The organism is Winogradskyella aurantia (assembly GCF_002266855.1).
In the GTDB taxonomy this organism is placed as follows: Bacteria; Bacteroidota; Bacteroidia; order Flavobacteriales; family Flavobacteriaceae; genus Winogradskyella; species Winogradskyella aurantia.
Genome location: NZ_NGJN01000001.1, coordinates 366,324 through 384,410, shown reverse-complemented (window position 1 = coordinate 384,410; position 18,087 = coordinate 366,324). Strand labels below are relative to the sequence as shown.

Sequence of the window (18,087 nt, the reverse complement as noted above, 5' to 3'; positions counted from 1 at the left end):
TAGAAAAAGATAAATGAAGAACATCCGCAATTTTTGCATCATAGCACATATAGACCACGGAAAAAGTACTTTAGCTGATCGCTTGTTGGACTTTACTGGGTCGGTGACTGAAAGAGAAAAACAAGACCAGCTTCTGGATAATATGGATTTAGAGCGTGAGCGTGGTATCACCATCAAATCGCATGCTATTCAGATGGAGTACAACTACAAGGGCGAACAATACATTTTTAATTTAATTGATACGCCTGGACACGTCGATTTCTCCTATGAAGTGTCACGCTCTATTGCTGCCTGTGAAGGAGCCCTTCTCATTGTAGATGCCGCACAGAGCATTCAGGCGCAAACTATCTCAAATCTTTATCTAGCATTAGAAAATGATTTAGAGATCATTCCTGTTCTTAATAAGATAGACTTACCTAGCGCAAACCCTGAGGAGGTTACAGACGATATTGTTGACCTCTTGGGATGTGACCCGTCAGAAGTGATTCCTGCGAGTGGGAAAACAGGCTTAGGCGTAGATAAAATTATTGAAGCTATTATTGAACGAATTCCGGCGCCTAAAGGCGTCCTTGATGAGCCTCTTCAGGCCTTAATATTCGATTCTGTTTATAATCCTTTTAGAGGTGTAGAAACTATTTTTAGAGTAATTAATGGGTCTATAAAAAAGGGGCAGCACATCAAATTTATAAACACTGGAAAAACCTATTTTGCTGACGAAGTTGGTACCCTAAAGCTTAAACAGGCTCCAAAAAACGAAATCAAAGCAGGTGATGTGGGCTATTTAATTACTGGAATTAAAGAAGCCCGTGAGGTTAAGGTGGGTGATACTATTACCGATGCCAAACACCCAACAACCAATGCCATAGGAGGGTTTGAAGATGTTAAACCCATGGTTTTTGCAGGTATATATCCCGTAGACACCGAAGATTATGAAGAGTTGAGAAGTTCAATGGAAAAACTTCAACTCAATGATGCGTCTCTAGTTTTTCAACCCGAAAGTTCTGCAGCCTTAGGCTTTGGGTTTAGATGCGGATTTTTAGGCATGCTTCACCTTGAGATTATTCAAGAACGTTTGGAGCGCGAGTTTGATATGACCGTCATCACCACGGTGCCTAACGTAAGTTATCATGCTTACACCAATAAAAATCCAGATGAAATCGTTATTGTCAATAACCCTTCAGATTTGCCGGAACCTTCGACTTTAAACAGGGTTGAAGAGCCCTATATCAAGGCAACTATTATCACAAAATCGGATTTTGTAGGTCCCGTAATGAGTCTTTGTATAGAAAAGCGCGGGCAGATTACCAACCAAACCTATTTAACCACTGAACGTGTTGAATTAAGTTTTGACATGCCCTTGGCCGAGATTGTGTTCGATTTTTATGACCGTTTAAAAACGGTTTCAAAGGGTTATGCCTCCTTTGATTATACACCTATTGGCTTACGCAGTTCTAAGCTTGTTCGGGTTGACATTTTGTTGAATGCCCAAACCGTAGATGCTCTTTCGGCCTTAGTTCACGCAGACAACGCCTACTCTATCGGTAAAAAAATGACTGAAAAGCTAAAAGAGCTTATTCCGAGACAACAATTCGATATCCCAGTACAAGCAGCTATTGGGGCTAAGATTATTGCTAGGGAAACCATCAAAGCACTTCGTAAGGATGTTACCGCTAAGTGTTATGGTGGTGACATTTCTAGAAAACGTAAACTTTTAGAAAAACAAAAGAAAGGTAAAAAGCGCATGCGCCAAGTAGGTAATGTTGAAATTCCTCAACAGGCATTTATGGCAGTACTCAAATTAAATGATTAACTCTAATTAGGTTGTTGTTTTATTTCTTTGCCTAGATAGACCAATTTACTCTTTGCGTCTATTTCTTTTTCTAAAACATCATCAACAGCGGCAATAATATGTAGCTCTCCCTTGCCTGATTTTACAAAAAGAGGTATTTGGTCTTTATCAGCTTTTATTTTATCTAAAAGCAGATTATAATTTTCAATGTCCTTTATCGGTATTTCGCGGATATGGGGATAATTTTCGGTGACATCCATTAGATTGTTAAAATCATCAGAAAGCGTGAAAACACCATCCTCTGTAGAAATTTTCCCATATTCTAACTCTGCCTTTGAGGCCAATCTGAATGAACCGTTTTCACCAAACTGATCTCCAAATTTTTTGACGGCATAGCGATTTATTTCGGCATTGCCTGTCAATGCCAAAAGAAAACCAATGTCGTTAAACTCTATATTGTCGGTAAGATTGTCGGAATAAATGTTCTCGGTGTATGCCTCAATACCCATCTTCTCAGCTTCCTTAATATTGTTTTGATTGCTATCTATCAAAACTACGTGCCTGTCGTTATCTACTAAATATTGGGCTATAAGACGAGACACCTTGGAGGCGCCAACTATTAAAATGCCCTCCGATTTTGTTAAGAACACCCCAGAAATCTTAGCGAATAAACGTGCTGTTGTGGCGTTCAATAGCACTGTACCCAACACAATCATAAAAACCAACGGTGTAATATATTCTGCACCGGCAACTCCTTCGGCCCTTAACTTACTTCCAAATAAAGAGGCAATACCAGCCGCTACAATACCTCGTGGTCCAACCCAACTTATGAATATTTTTTCTTTCGTTTTTAATTTTGATGCTGATGAGCTCATAAAAACAGCAAGGGGGCGCAACAAAAAAACTATAGCTAAAAACAAGGCTAAGGTTTCCCAGCGATAAAGCAATAGCATGTCTTGATAGTTAATGTTTGCAGCCAAGAGAATAAAGAGGATGGAAATTAAGAGAACGCTCAAGGATTCCTTAAAGTAGAGTAGCTCCTTGATATTATCTAATTTGCTATTGCCGATGACCATTCCCATAACGACAACAGCCAACAGACCGGATTCATGAGCAAAAATTTCAGACTCAATAAAAACGAGCAACACCACAGAAAGAGAGACTACGTTCAATAAATAATGAGGAATAAAGTTTTTGTTGATGGCAAATACCAAAGCGTGGGCGAAGGTAAAGCCAAAGGTTGAACCAAAAAGAACAATTTTACCAAATGGCACAAGAGCAGCTTTTGTGAAACCAACACCACCACCAACAGATATAAATTCAAATACTAATACCGCTATTAATGCACCTATGGGATCTATAAGAATTCCTTCCCATTTTAAAACAGCTGCCAAGTCTCGTTTTAATGGAATATTCCTTAAAATTGGTGTGATTACTGTAGGTCCTGTAACAATGATTAGACCAGAAAACAAAAAACACAGATCCCATCTTAAACCGAAGAGATAATGTGCTAGTAAGGCCCCTCCAAAAAAGGTAATCGCCGCCCCTACCGTAATAAGCTTTGTAATAACAGGACCTACATTTCGTATTTCATTGCGTTTCAAGGTAAGTCCTCCTTCAAAAAGAATAATACTTATAGCCAATGACACAAAATTATAAAGACTTTCTCCAGGAAAAAGCCCTTTCTTGCCATTCCATATAGGCTCAATCCATTTAGACCCGTCTTCGTTAATAAATTCCGCAGCGATAGGCCCAACCAAAAGACCAATTAAAATCAATGGTAAAATCGCAGGAATCTTAAATTTCCAAGCAACCCATTGGGCCAAAATTCCCAAAATAATTATACCAGCTAATTCTACCATTTTCTAAGTTTTATAATCATTCGAAAATAGGTTTTTTTTTACAACTCAAAAAATCACAATAAAACGTGAAGGCTTTTACGATTTACATTGTATTTTGGTAAATTGCGCAATTATGAATTTATATCCCATTGAATCCGGAAATTTTAAGCTCGATGGCGGCGCTATGTTTGGTGTTGTGCCTAAATCATTATGGCAACGTAGTAATCCGTCCGACAATAACAATATGATAGATATTGCAGCGCGTTGTTTGTTAATTGAAGATGGCAACCGATTGATTCTCATTGACACAGGCATGGGCAATAAACAGAGCAATAAATTTTTTGGGTATTATTATCTCTGGGGGGATAATTCCATTGACAAGTCTTTAGATAAATATGGCTTTCACCGTAATGATATCACGGATGTTTTCATGACCCATCTGCATTTTGATCATTGCGGAGGCAGTATTCAATGGAATAAGGATAAAACAGGCTACGAGCCTGCATTTAAAAATGCAAATTTTTGGAGTAATGCCGATCATTGGAAATGGGCTACAGAACCCAACAGACGAGAAAAAGCATCATTTTTAAAAGAGAATATTTTGCCAATGCAAGAAAGTGGACACCTTAAGTTTATAAACCTGCCAGAAGGCGATACCCTCAAAAAATCAGCATTAGGATTTGATGTGTTCTTTGCCAATGGCCACACTGATAAACAGATGGTGCCAATGATTCGATATAAAGATAAAACGATTTGTTTTATGGCTGACCTTTTACCTACGGCCGGCCATCTGCCTATACCTTTTGTAATGGGTTACGATACCAGGCCACTTTTAACCTTAGATGAAAAAGAAAAATTTTTAAATTTAGCGGCAGACCATAATTTTTACTTGTTTTTAGAGCACGATGCTCACAATCAAATCATAACTGTAAAACACACGGAAAAAGGGGTTCGTCTCCACGAAACCTTTACCTGTGAGGATATATTTAATTAATTTAATACGAATAACAATATGAGACTGAATTATAAGGTTTTTAGCTACATTCTACTTGCTGGAATAATTTCTTTAGGCTGCGGATCCGCAGATATTATTTCTACGCCACTAGAGAATATTGACTCCTCACCATTAAAGGTTTCGGACCTCACTGACCAAGAAAAAAAGAATTGGGGACACTTAGACCTTGAAAAAGACACCATTCCAGGAATGGCGGTTGATCGAGCTTATGCTGAAATAATAAAAAACAAAAAGGGCAAATCGGTTATTGTAGCAGTTATAGACTCTGGGATTGATATTGATCACGAGGATTTGAACGATGTTATTTGGACCAATAAAGATGAAGTTCCAGGTAATGGAAAAGACGACGACAATAATGGTTATGTTGATGATATCCATGGTTGGAACTTTCTAGGCGATGCTTATGATGAGCAGCTAGAATATGTTCGAATATTAGCTTCTGGTGATACTACAAATCCTAGATATAACGAGGCGCAAGCGCTATATGAGTCAGAGTACGATAAATGGCTTGGCCGTAAAACACAATATGATCAAATTGCTCAGGTTGTAAAAAATGCCGATGAATCCTTGGCTAAACATTTTGGGAAAAAAGACTATACCATTGAAGAGGTTAACGGTATAACATCCGAAGACCCAAGCTTGCAACAAGCCATTCAGGTGGCTAAAAACATAAGTGCCAATGGCGGAACTTTGGCAGAGGCGAGCGAGCAATTAAAAGAAGCTTTAGAGCAAATCAACGAGCGTCTTAATTTTAATTTAAATAAATCGTTTAAAGGGCGTAAAACCGGTGATGATGTTGACGACTTAACAGAAACGGGCTATGGCAATGGAAATGTGAAGCCTGTAAAAAAATCGGAATCTCATGGTACTCATGTTGCTGGTATTATTGCTGCAGAGCGCAATAACGGCTTAGGCGCTAACGGCGTAGCTAATAACGTTGAAATTATGGTCATTAGGACCGTTCCAAATGGAGACGAATACGATAAAGACGTAGCGTTAGCTATCCGTTATGCGGTAGACAATGGAGCTAAGGTTATTAATGGTAGTTTTGGTAAGTCCTTTTCTCCACATGCTGATTGGGTGAGGGACGCTATTGCTTATGCCTCAGATAATGACGTTGTTTTTGTACATGCGGCCGGAAATGATAGCAATGATATTGATGTAGAGCCCAATTTCCCAGATGACAATGTAGATTTTGTTGAAATCTCAGAAACATATATCAGAGTAGGGTCCTTGACGAGCAGCTATGGCTCAAAAATGGTATCTGGGTTTTCAAATTATGGAAAAAACAATGTTGATGTTTTTGCGCCAGGATCCTCAATTTATTCAACAACACCAGAAAACGAATATGATTTTAAAGGTGGGACGTCCATGGCAGCTCCTGGAGTTGCTGGTGTGGCTGCATTAATTCGATCATACTATCCAAAATTAACCGCCGCACAAGTAAAACAGGTTATTTTAGATTCTGGCCTACCATTGACCACAAAAGTGGTTGTTGGTGGCGATGCTTCGAATGTTAAACCATTTGCCGAGTTATCTAAAACTGGAAAAATTGTGAATGCTTACAATGCTCTAATATTAGCCTCAAAGATTAAATAACCATGAAAAATATACTTAACCTTATTATCATCTCAGTAGTTTGCTATGGCCCTTGTTTTGGACAAGCTAATCTTGGGTATTGGCAACAACATGTAGACTATAAAATGGAAATTGACATGGATGTTGACAATTTTCAATATAAAGGTAAGCAGACCCTTGTTTACACTAATAATTCACCCGATGTTCTTAATCGTGTATACTACCATCTCTATTTCAATGCCTTTCAGCCAGGAAGCGAAATGGATGTGCGTTCTCGTACCATTCCCGATCCCAATCCTACGATAGGGGATAAAATCAGTAAGCTTAAACCCGGTGAGATTGGCTACATAAAAGTCAATTCACTAACTCAAAATGGTAAGCCCATTACATATAAAACCGTTGGTACCGTTCTCGAAGTACAACTCAATGCACCTATACAACCTGGTGAAAAAGTTACTTTTGAGATGGAATTTGATGCTCAAGTCCCGGTTCAGATTCGCCGTTCAGGAAGAAATAACAGTGAAGGGGTGGCCCTATCGATGACCCAGTGGTATCCAAAACTAGCCGAATATGATGTTGAAGGCTGGCATGCCGACCCCTACATTGGAAGGGAATTTCATGGTGTTTGGGGCGATTTTGATATTAAACTCACTATTGACGAAAATTATGTTGTCGGAGGTACTGGCTACCTTAAGGGCGAAACCAAAGCTAAAAACGGAAAGAAAACCTTACACTTTACGGCACCTAAGGTCCATGATTTTACTTGGGCAGCCGATCCAGATTTCATTCATGATATTTATGAAATGCCTGACGGCCCTAAACTCCACTTCTACTACAAGAAGACTATGGATCAAGAATATCTTGATAACTGGAAAAAATTGCAGCCTGATACGGCCAAGCTTATGCAGTACTTCAGTGATAATGTCGGCATGTATCCGTACAAACAATATTCTGTAATTCAAGGTGGTGACGGTGGTATGGAGTACGCCATGTGCACTTTAATTACTGGCCAGCGCAATTACAATAGCTTAGTTGGCGTTACTTCTCATGAGTTGGCCCATACTTGGTTTCAATTTTTATTGGCCACTAACGAGGTAAAGCACTCCTGGATGGATGAAGGGTTTACCAGCTATATCTCTTCTTTGGCTACAAACTCCTTGCGTGAAAATAAAGGTAATAATCCATTTGACGGTGCTTACAGAAGCTATATTGCTCTTGCTACTTCTGGATACGAGCAACCCCTTACAACCCACGCCGACAGATACGCCTATAATCAAGCTTATGGAATTTCAGCCTATAGCAAAGGCGAGGTGTTCTTAGCTCAATTGGGTTATGTTATCGGTGAAGAGAATTTAAAGAAAACCATAAAAAAATACTTTACGGATTTTTCGTTTAAGCACCCAAGACCGATGGATATTATAAGAACCGCTGAGCGTATTACAGATTTCGAATTGGATTGGTATCTGATTGATTTTGCGCAGACCACCAACACCATAGACTATGGTGTAAAATCTGTGGAGGACACACGTGTAACCTTAGAGCGTATTGGACTAATGCCAATGCCTATAGATATTTCGGTAACCTATATCGACGGTTCAACTGAAGATTTTTATATTCCCTTACAAATGATGCGCGGCGAAAAACCAACTAGTGCAACCATCATCGATGATTGGGCTTGGGCAATACCGACCTACACCTTCGAAACTAATAAGCCTGTAAAGTCAGTAGAAATAGACAAATCAAAACTTATGGCCGACGTTAAGCCAGAAAACAACACTTTCAACGTAGAGTGACAAATCTAATGACTCAACAAAAAACCGCAACTTAAAAGTTGCGGTTTTTTTTAATACCAGGGTTCTTTATAATACATCTCCTTTTTTGAAACACGTTCCCTATTATACAAAAGCATATGTGTTTTATCCAACTGCTTGTTCCTGTAACCAAATAGATGAAATATGGATTTAGCCATAAATCGCGTCACCCTCAGGTTGGCTCTTAAAATGCCCTGTTGTTTATCGTGCCAAGCAATTCCGGGCAACCAGGTTAGTAAAACATCGGCTTTAATCTTTCGTAATAATTGTGATAGTTTTAGAAAAATAGGTGGAATGGAGCGGATAATAAAGAAGCCATCATTTCCTGATTTTTGATAGAGTGGCATAAATAACTTTGCCTTGTGTTGGGCATACACCGGCTGGCCATTTGAATACGCCAATAAAGTGTCTTTACTTATATTTTGAAAACTGATAAAGCCATCCCGCATTTTAAATTGCTCTCCCGGTTGAATATGGTGTTTTTCAATTACCTCAAAGACACAAGAAACTCCTTTTGACGCGTTTTTTAAATGCTCTTCATAAACTTTTAGATTCTTATGTACGGGCTGTTGTAAAACTCCAGAACAATTTAGGACCAAATGAATAAACGCTTCGCAATTTTTCACTGCTTGGGGGTCTGTATGTTGACCTGCTTCATAACCTATAGACAAATATCCTTTTGTATTAAGATAGCTCAACAAAGGCCCCTCTAAATATTCCTCAATACCTAAGACTATCGGAACAGGAAAACACTTTGAGAATTTTCTGTTAATCATAGCGTCATTAATAGTAATAAAAGGGAGGGTTTTACTCGAGGTGGTGTGCAAATCAATAAAATAAACGGGCTGTTGACTGTTTGATAAGATTTGATTGATAAACTCAAACAGCTCTTTTTGCTCACGGTCTTCAAAAGTTAAATGTTCCTTGGTCTCTAGCTTATTTAGTTGGGAAGTGGTCCACATTCGGTTTAGATCGGACGTTATATACCGCTTTTTTAATTTAAGCGCTTCAATATTTCCATATACGCCATAAACCTCTCCTTTAATATCTGCTTTTTTAATTGTTTTTAAAGCCTTGTTTAAGGCGTGTACGCCTGCAAATTCATTGCCATGTATACCCGCAAAAAACACCAAGGTAGAGCCAGTTAAGTCTCCTTTGATATGGTGGAACACCCTTTTTGACGCTACTAATTTTTGCTTTTGTTCTTTGAGGCCTACTTGCATACTAATTATAAATCATTTGTGGTTAAAATACCTAATAATTCCTTTTTTTTCAACACTGGGAGACAGTTAATTTTATTAGACACCATGAGTTTTTTCGCTTTCTCAAGCGATGCTTCCTGTGAAATCGTAATCAGATTTTTAGTCATAACATCTTTTACGCGCACGTGCAATTCCTTGTCTCCCAACTTAATTAAATCTGTCCAAGTCAATAATCCCTTCAGTTCTTTTTTGTTGTTCACAACTGGTAAGTGATGTATTTTTTTCCACTTCATGATATGGGCAACTAGTTCCAAACTGTCGTTTTGATGCACTAAAAGAATTTTAGTGTTCATATTGTGCTTTACAATGCGGCTTTTGTGTTGATTTGAACTAACGCTTGGTTTGACATCTGGCCAAGCATCAACAGTTGTGTCCGTTAATTGGCGCTCAGACATAAAGGCCGTTATATCTTGTAGTGCCTCAAAAGATGTTTTTGATTTTTGAAGGTTTCTGTAATTTGACACCATCCACTGAGATCCGGTGTGGGAGGTGACGCGTTTTTCAATGATGCCTAAATAAAGTTCAACGTCTTCTTTGCTTATATCAGAATTTAAAAGTCCTTGTTTTGCCAAGGGCAACAATTCTTTTAGAATTAATTCCTTGGCGGTTACCAATTTGTTGTCCCACGTGAATTGGGACTCCATACCTGTTCGGCAGGCCTTAAGGAAATTGTTTTGAATATCCTTAAAATCCATCTTTTTATGAATCTCTTTATACTGTTCTGGCTGTCCTAACATAAGTCCTACCCAAAATACCATATTAGCAATTTCATCAGCTAGAGTTGGTCCTGAAGGAATATATCTACATTCTATCCTAAGGTGAGGTTTTCCATTGCCAATGCCATAACAAACCCGGTTCCATTTATAAACAGTACCGTTGTGCAATTGAAGGGCCTTGAGTTTAGGTATTTGCCCGTTATTCAATAATTCCAAGCTGTCTTCGTGTTTGCTAGAAGTCAAAAGACTCCTAAATCTTGAAATGTGGTCTTTAAAGATATCGGTAACCGTACCTTCTTCCCAGTGGGCACCAAAGCTCACTCGCGCTTGCTTTTCGTGGTGAATAAACGAGCTTGCACGTGTGTCTATACTCTGTGCAAATAAGGCTATTCGGGTTTCTGCCCACAATTCCCTACCAAAAAGGAGTGGGGAATTAGTACAGCTTGCCAGTACTGGTCCGGCAATAGCCTGTGCCCAATTATACTTGGCCACAAACTCATCTGGATTAATCTGTAGATGCGTTTGAAAACTGGTGTTACAGGCTTCGAGCATCACGCAATCGTGAACCAAACTTAACTCATCAACGCCTTTAATGTGTATGTTGAAATTTTGCCTTCTCAGAGCCTTTAAAGCGTTATTTAATACGCGATAGCGGGGCATGTCGGTCATGTGGCTTTCTCCTATGTGCTTTAGTCTAAGCGTTGGTAAAATACCTGTAAGTACAATCTTTGAATCCTTTTCGTTTGCTTTTAATTTAGCTTTCTCTAGTAGTTTTTTAAGTTGTTGGTGAAGTTCAGAGAAACAACTATTTCTTAATTCTAATGGGTCGGAGTTAATTTCAAGATTGTATCGTCCTATCTCTGTTGTAAAGTGCTTATCGTCTATTGCTTTTAGAAGTTCAATATTGTTATTATTCGGAAAATAATTATCAGTTGTGATACAAAACTCTTGTTCCGCTCCGATTCTTATGGGACCTTTCTCTATTAAATCTTGTTTAAGCATTTGATCCAACGCCTTTAAATCTTTTATAAGATATTGGATATATTCGGCGTTGTCTTGAGCGGTTTTAAGCTGTTTAACGTCTAAATGTCCCATAAATAAGCTCTTATATTTATTAATCTTCGTAAGTTACTTCAATAAAAAGCTATAAAATATGACTTTTATCATAGCTAAATACCCCAAAAACCTTGGTGTTAGCAAGGGAAGTTCTATTTTTGCCTCGGTAATTTTCAGGTGATGTCGTATCGGTTCAGCAAAAAAGATAAACTAAAAAGCAAAAAAATTATAGAGCGTCTTTTTAATGAAGGTCAATCTATAACGGTGTTTCCTTTGCGGCTAATTTACTTAAAAACTCCATTTGATGATAACAGCACCCTTAAAACAGGTGTTTCGGTTAGTAAGCGCTTGCATAAAAATGCCGTATCTAGAAATAGGATAAAACGCTTAATGAGAGAAGCCTTTAGACTAAATAAACCCAATTACTTTAACAATAGTTCAACAGCTTATGCGTTAATGATTTTGTACATTAGTAAAGACACAATAACTTTTGAGGCTATGGATAAAACCGTGAAAAAGATGCTTCAGAAGTTTTTGGATAAAACAGCTAACAAATGAAACATATATTACATAAAAAATTCATAATTCCTGTAGTTGCAGTGCTTATATTTTTCAGCACTACAGCCTTTAAAACCGACTTCTTCGAAATTGCAAAGCAAATTGAAATTTTCACTACGCTTTTTAAAGAACTCAACATGAATTATGTTGACGATACCAATCCTGCTGACCTTATGGACACGGCTATTAAAAGCATGTTAGATGATTTAGATCCATATACCCAATTTTATAACGAACAAGATGTTGAGGCCTCAAGAATTAACAACTCTGGAGATTACACCGGCATTGGAGCCAAAATACTTACCCTAAAGGACAAGTTAGTTGTTGTTGAACCGTATAAAGATTACGCCGCAGATAAAGCGGGTCTCAAAGCTGGTGATGAAATTATAAAAGTGGATAACATATCAGTTGCGGATTTTAAGGATGATGCTGGTAATTTGCTTCAAGGAGCTTCGGGCAGTGAGGTGACGGTCACCTATAGAAGACAGGGCAAAACCAATATGGTAAAAATTACACGGGAATCTCTCGAAATCAAAGCCGTTCCCTATTATGCCATGATTGGAGAACAAACGGGTTATGTTGTTTTAAGAAAATTCAACAATAAGGCCTCGTCAGAGACTGTAAGAGCTATTAGAGCACTTAAAAACCAAGGAGCAACTAAATTAATACTAGATTTAAGAGGAAATCCTGGTGGTTTGTTAAATGAAGCTGTAAATGTGACAAATATCTTTGTTCCAAAAAATCAACTTGTGGTTACCACAAAATCAAAAGTTAAAAAATATAATAAAACCTACTACACAAAGAGAGAGCCCTTAGATACAGAAACGCCACTTGTTATACTTTTGGATGGCAGAAGTGCTTCCGCGAGTGAAATAGTGGCAGGCGCCCTGCAGGATATGGATCGCGCAGTTGTTGTTGGTACGCGCAGTTATGGGAAAGGTCTGGTTCAGCGCCCCAAACCATTAACTTATGGTACCCAAATGAAGATTACAATTTCTAGATATTACACACCTTCTGGCAGATGTATTCAGGCTTTAGATTACTGGAATAGAGATGAGGAAGGACGGGCTACACGGGTTAAAAAGGAAAACTACAACACCTTTAAAACCAGAAATGGTCGTGATGTATATGATGGTGGTGGTATAGAACCAGATATTGAAGTTGAAAATGCCAAATACACACCCATTACAAAAGCTATTTTAAATAAGAATTTAATATTTGATTTTGCAACGAAGTATTACTATAATAATGATGTTAATGATTTACAAAACTTTGAATTCACGGAGTCCGATTTTAGGTTATTCAAAGCCTATTTAAAATCAACAGGATTCAATTTCGAGACAAAAACAGAAAAAGCACTTGGTGACGCTATGAGCGTCGCCGAAGATGAAGGTTTAGATAATGTCATAAAGTCTGAATACCACAATCTTTCTGCTGCTGTACAGGCGTATAAATCAAATGCCATCGACGGTAACAAAGCACAGCTAAAATCGTTATTAACGGATGAGATAATTAAACGTTATTTTTACAGCCAAGGGCTCTATGAATACTATACCGTCAACAATCCAGAAATAAACAAAGCGGTCAGTGTTCTTAATAATCCTACACAATATGCCTCTATTTTGAGATAACCGCAAAAAAATATTATCTTTATCTTTAGGTTATTTTCTAAAAATTTAGAAATATTAGCCTGCAGCAATTGAAAAGCAAAACAAAAACATGAAGTCCCTAATCGTTTTTTTAGCCCTTAGTTTTCAATTTGTGCTTGCCCAGAAAGAAATGAAACATCAGGTTTATTTTGAAACTGATAAGTTTGAAATTCCTGAAACTGAGCACAGCAGACTCCTCTTATTTTTATCACAAATAGAACACATGGATGTTGAAAAAGTATCCATCTATGGCTTCTGCGATGACAGAGGGAGCGACAGCTACAATCTTGTTCTGTCCCAACAGCGCGCAAACGCCATTAAAAGTGTGTTTTCAAATAATGAATTTGATGAGTCATTGATAACAAATGTAGATGGTAAAGGCGAGATATTGTTGAATATTGTCGTTGAAAGCGATCTGAATAAAATACGTGGACTAAATAGAAAAGTTGAAATTATTGTACAACCCTACGATCCACCACGCGAAAAAGAAAAACAACCAGAAAAACCAAGTACGGAAGACCTGCTGAGGGGTGACTTAAAGGAAGGTGATAAAATTCAACTTGAGAACCTGTTATTTAGAACTGGTTATAGTTATTTAACTAAGGATTCACAAGGTACCTTAGATAAAATTGCCGACATACTCGTAGAGCGCAAGGATGTATATTTTACTATTGAAGGCCATGTTTGCTGTACACATGGCACAAGAGATGCTATAGACCGTAAAACAAAAAAAAGAAATCTGTCCGTAGCCCGTGCTAAATATGTCTATGATTATTTAGCTAAGAAAGGCGTCAATAGGATGCGTATGAAATATGTGGGTCATCGTCGTAAATTCCCTTTGGGTGGAGCTCCGGAACTAGATAGGCGTGTGGAAATTTTAGTGACTAAAATAGATAGCTCTGCCGATTAGCTCATAACCATATTGATGTGTGGTATGCCATCCTCAAAGTATTCCTCACCCACTTCCATAAATCCTAAATTATTATAGAATTTCTTTAAATACGTTTGGGCTGATATTCTGATGGTGTTTGTCTCATATAAGGCATTCACAGCGTCAACAGAAGTTTTCATAATCGAATAACCGAGTTTGTTCTGCCGTTCAGGGGCCTTTACCACCACCCTGCCAATACTGGCTTCCTCAAAATAATCACCAGGTTTAAAAATGCGCGTGTACGCCACTAAAACGTTAGTCTTGTAAGCTAAAATGTGCATGGCGTTTTGATCCTTATTATCAATATCTTGGTAAACACAATCTTGTTCAACAACAAAAACCTCACTTCTTAACTGAAGCAAATCATAAAGCTCTTGCGTGTTTAATTCTTTAAAGCTCTTGGTCTTAATTTCTAACATTTTAAATAATAAGTTATAATGGTTTACTAGATATACTAGTCTTGTACAATAACATCCTTAACATCGCATTTTCCAAATTCAGGTTGAATGTTAATATGATTTATATCGTGATTGTGGTATACTAGCTCCTCAATTTCATTTAAAATTTCCTCAAATTCTGATAAAAGAATGTCCGTGTTAAAATCAATATGGGCTTCTAAATGAATTTCATCTTCATTTAATTGCCAAATGTGCACATGATGTACATTTTTTACTCCCTCTATGGTCTGAATGTCGTTTACTATAGCTTTTACAGATGTTGCCTCTGGTGTAAATAGCATCAATACCTTAAAAGAATTCTTTAATAAATTCCATCCCATCATTATTAAATAAATAGCAATAGCTAAAGTTAGCGCACTGTCTATCCACCATATTCGATAAAATTTCATTAACAGCCCTCCTACAAGAACCGCAACACTCGCCATCATATCTGTCAATAAATGAAGGTAGGCACTCTTCATGTTCATATTGTCCTGCGCATTATTCTTTAGCAACAATACACTTAGGCCGTTGCCCAAAATAGCAATCATAGATAGCCAAATAACTGTAGTTGATTCAATTTGTTGTGGATTTTTAAAACGCTCAATAGCCTCAATAACCAATAAACCTGCAATAACTATTAAAGTGGAGGCATTGATAAAAGCCGCTAGGATTTCAGCGCGTTTAAGTCCAAAAGTGCGTTTCAATGAAGCCTTGGTTTTTACTAATCTTGTTGCAGTAAAACTTATAATTAAGGAGATAACATCAGTAAAATTGTGCAAGGCATCACTTAATAAGGCCAAACTTCCAGAAAGTAGTCCTCCAATGACCTGTGCAACTGTAATTCCTATATTCAATATTATAGAAATTAAAAGGTTGCGCCCACCTAAATCTTTATGGTGTTTATGATGCTTATGTGAATGGCCCATTTAAACCAATTTTAGATTGGTACTAACATGCCATAGGAATCTTATCTACGCGTTTTTGATGGCGACCTCCTTCAAATACCGTTTCTAAAAACGTGTCTACCATTTTAACAGCTTGTGGTACAGACGTAAAACGCGCTGGTATACAGATAATATTAGCATTGTTGTGTTGACGTGCTAATTCAGCAATTTCATTTATCCAACAAAGACCAGCTCTTACGTGCGGGTATTTGTTGGCGGTCATGGCTACACCATTACCACTACCACATATTAAAATCCCGAAATCAACCTTGCTATCATTAACATCTTTAGCAACAGGATGAACAAAATCTGGATAATCTACACTATCTTTAGTATCTGTACCGTAATTATGTACTGTTATACCTTTAGATTCTAGATGATTTACAATGGTTTTTTTGTACTCTGGACCTGCATGGTCATTTCCAATTGATATAGTCATATGTTAATGAGTTTGTGTTATGGTGTAAAGTTACAAATTATATAGACGGTTAATAACTGATACTGATTACATGTTAATAACTGTTTACAAGTCCTTAAAACAAAAATTAGGTTTATCTATATATTTTTCTAAGCCAAATTAAGAATTTAAAAACCTAATTAGTTAGTTATTTTTTTCGAGAGAGTTTTTAAACAAGGATGGTATAGAAATGAACAACAGTTCATTAAAAAAATATCCCATACAGTTATTAATATCACTTATTAACAGATGTTCATAGCTTTTAAAATACGCTTTGTTACAAAGGGTTTAGCTAAAATTTCAGTGTTAGTTAAACCGTAATAAAATGTGGACGCTAACTTATCAAAGTAAAACTCTAAAAAGTTATAGTAACTATTAACAGGCCATAATAAACACCATTTTATTTTTAAATATTTAAAAGAAAATTGATGATATGTATTTATATGTTGATAAGTGAATTTTCTATGAATTTAACATTGATATTTTATAAGGAGTTGTATTAAATTTTAATATTGTAAGATGAATCCTCAGAAAAAATCTTATGAAAAAATTACTACTCTTTATTTTTTACCCTATAGTTGTTTTTAGTCAGTTTCAAATTGGTAATGACATTGATGGATTAACAGCTGGTGATTTTTCAGGCCAATCTGTTAGTATAAATTCAGCGGGCAATATTATTGCTATTGGTGCATTGTACAATTACAGTGGTGGTAATGGTATAGGAGAGGGATATGTAAGAATATATGAAAATATAAATAATGAATGGATACAATTAGGTCAAACTATTCTAGGTGAATTTATTGGTGATCAGTTTGGTCAATCCGTTAGTTTAAACTCTAGTGGAAATATAATAGCTATTGGTGCTAATGCTAGCTCCGAAAATGGAACTGCATCAGGCAATGTGCGCATTTATCAATACAATAATAATTTTTGGTCCCAGTTAGGTCAGAATATAGAAGGAGAATCTTCTTTTGATCAGTCTGGTATATCGGTCAGTTTGAATTTTGATGGTGATATAATAGCTATTGGTGCTTGGGAAAACGACGGTAATGGTGAAGGGTCTGGACATGCAAGAGTTTATGAATTTAATGGTATAAATTGGATACAAAAAGGTTTAGATATAGATGGTGAAAATCCAGGTGATAGATCAGGGTGGTCTGTAAGTCTTAATTCAAGCGGTAATAATGTGGCCATTGGAGCTTTATTTAATGATGGAAATGGTGATGGATCTGGGCATGTAAGAGTCTACGAATTTAGTGGGACAAATTGGACGCAAAAAGGTTTAGATATAGATGGTGAAAATCCAGGTGATAGATTAGGTTGGTCTGTAAATCTTGATGCAAGCGGTAATTATTTAGTAGCAAGTTCTGATCTTAATAGTGATAATGAACAATATTCAGGTCAAGTTATAGTCTATCAATTTATTAATAGTAATTGGTTACAAATTGGGAGTGATTTAAATGGAGAATTCGAGATGGATGCTTTTGGTACTTCTGTGTCGTTATCAGGTGATGGATTAATATTAGCGGTTGGCGCTGCTGGGAATGATAATAATGGTAATGATTCTGGTTATGTTAGGATTTATAATCTAGAAAATAGTGACTGGGTCCATCTCACTGATATAGACGGTGAATTCCCAGGTGATTTATGTGGTAATAATATTGAATTATCAGAAAATGGAGAAATTTTAATCGTTGGTGCAGTTAGAAACGATGGAAACGGAGAAAATTCAGGTCATGCGCGTGTTTACGATTTAAGTTCCGTGTTATCAACAGCTAGTTTTAAACAAGACTACTTTAGTTACCATCCCAATCCCGTAGAAGATGTGCTAAACATTAATTTAAACCCTGGATTAGAACTAAAACAAGTAAATATTTACAATAATTTAGGTCAGTATTTATATTCTACGAAAACAACAAGGATAGATGTAAGTAATTTAAATAATGGCTTATATTTTGTAGAAGTAAAAACTGATCAAGGAAAGTCTACTAAAAAGATAGTTATAGAGTAAAATTTAGCACTCCAAAGAATTAAAAAGCG

General features: G+C 36.9%; 14 protein-coding genes. 8 read left to right on the top strand and 6 right to left on the bottom strand.

All coding sequences use genetic code 11. From position 1 onward, the window contains the following. The first annotated feature begins 13 nt into the window (after nt 1-13). Nucleotides 14-1,810 (top strand): translation elongation factor 4, encoded by a 1,797-nt coding sequence (gene lepA, locus CA834_RS01780; protein WP_094966945.1) that lies wholly within the window; start codon nt 14-16, stop codon nt 1,808-1,810. Nucleotides 1,811-1,812: 2 nt separating this feature from the next. On the opposite strand, the gene CA834_RS01775 is transcribed toward lepA, so the two are convergent. Beyond that, nucleotides 1,813-3,651 carry a cation:proton antiporter gene (locus CA834_RS01775; RefSeq protein ID WP_094966944.1) on the bottom strand — a complete coding sequence of 613 codons (1,839 nt, stop codon included), beginning with the start codon at nt 3,649-3,651 and terminating at the stop codon, nt 1,813-1,815. Nucleotides 3,652-3,763: 112 nt separating this feature from the next. Here CA834_RS01775 and CA834_RS01770 point away from each other — a divergent pair, with 112 nt between their 5' ends. The 3 genes from CA834_RS01770 to CA834_RS01760 are packed head-to-tail and all read left to right on the top strand — an operon-like array spanning nt 3,764 to nt 8,016. Next, complete coding sequence (locus CA834_RS01770) at nt 3,764-4,624, top strand: MBL fold metallo-hydrolase (protein WP_094966943.1); 861 nt, start codon at nt 3,764-3,766, stop codon at nt 4,622-4,624. Between the two features lie 18 nt (nt 4,625-4,642). Next, complete coding sequence (locus CA834_RS01765) at nt 4,643-6,244, top strand: S8 family serine peptidase (protein ID WP_094966942.1); 1,602 nt, start codon at nt 4,643-4,645, stop codon at nt 6,242-6,244. 2 nt (nt 6,245-6,246) lie between these two features. Beyond that, a complete protein-coding gene (locus CA834_RS01760; protein WP_094966941.1) occupies nt 6,247-8,016 on the top strand; it encodes a M1 family metallopeptidase in 1,770 nt (589 codons plus the stop codon). 50 nt (nt 8,017-8,066) lie between these two features. On the opposite strand, the gene CA834_RS01755 is transcribed toward CA834_RS01760, so the two are convergent. Then, complete coding sequence (locus tag CA834_RS01755; protein WP_094966940.1) at nt 8,067-9,257, bottom strand: succinylglutamate desuccinylase/aspartoacylase family protein; 1,191 nt, start codon at nt 9,255-9,257, stop codon at nt 8,067-8,069. Nucleotides 9,258-9,262: 5 nt separating this feature from the next. Beyond that, nucleotides 9,263-11,107, bottom strand: a complete 1,845-nt coding sequence (locus tag CA834_RS01750) for a CBS domain-containing protein (RefSeq protein WP_094966939.1) — start codon at nt 11,105-11,107, stop codon at nt 9,263-9,265. 141 nt (nt 11,108-11,248) lie between these two features. Here CA834_RS01750 and rnpA point away from each other — a divergent pair, with 141 nt between their 5' ends. From rnpA to CA834_RS01735, 3 genes are all read left to right on the top strand, one after another. Next, entirely contained in the window at nt 11,249-11,626 is a 378-nt protein-coding gene (gene rnpA / locus CA834_RS01745) for a ribonuclease P protein component (protein WP_094966938.1), read from the top strand. Beyond that, nucleotides 11,623-13,257, top strand: coding sequence for a S41 family peptidase (locus CA834_RS01740; protein ID WP_094966937.1), 1,635 nt, complete (start codon nt 11,623-11,625; stop codon nt 13,255-13,257). The genes rnpA and CA834_RS01740 overlap by 4 nt, the downstream gene beginning before the upstream one ends. Before the next feature lie 88 nt (nt 13,258-13,345). Continuing rightward, nucleotides 13,346-14,185, top strand: coding sequence for an OmpA family protein (locus CA834_RS01735; RefSeq protein WP_094966936.1), 840 nt, complete (start codon nt 13,346-13,348; stop codon nt 14,183-14,185). On the opposite strand, the gene CA834_RS01730 is transcribed toward CA834_RS01735, so the two are convergent. The 3 genes from CA834_RS01730 to rpiB are packed head-to-tail and all read right to left on the bottom strand — an operon-like array spanning nt 14,182 to nt 16,029. Further along, entirely contained in the window at nt 14,182-14,625 is a 444-nt protein-coding gene (locus CA834_RS01730) for a GNAT family N-acetyltransferase (RefSeq protein ID WP_094966935.1), read from the bottom strand. The two genes, CA834_RS01735 and CA834_RS01730, sit on opposite strands and share 4 nt — an antisense overlap. A gap of 35 nt (nt 14,626-14,660) precedes the next feature. Further along, entirely contained in the window at nt 14,661-15,572 is a 912-nt protein-coding gene (locus tag CA834_RS01725) for a cation diffusion facilitator family transporter (protein ID WP_094966934.1), read from the bottom strand. A gap of 22 nt (nt 15,573-15,594) precedes the next feature. Next, nucleotides 15,595-16,029: a ribose 5-phosphate isomerase B gene (gene rpiB, locus CA834_RS01720; RefSeq protein WP_094966933.1), complete on the bottom strand. Its 435-nt coding sequence runs from the start codon at nt 16,027-16,029 to the stop codon at nt 15,595-15,597. 559 nt (nt 16,030-16,588) lie between these two features. On the opposite strand from rpiB, the gene CA834_RS01715 reads away from it, so the two are divergent. Next, nucleotides 16,589-18,058, top strand: coding sequence for a T9SS type A sorting domain-containing protein (locus tag CA834_RS01715; protein ID WP_094966932.1), 1,470 nt, complete (start codon nt 16,589-16,591; stop codon nt 18,056-18,058). The last annotated feature ends 29 nt before the right edge of the window (nt 18,059-18,087 follow it).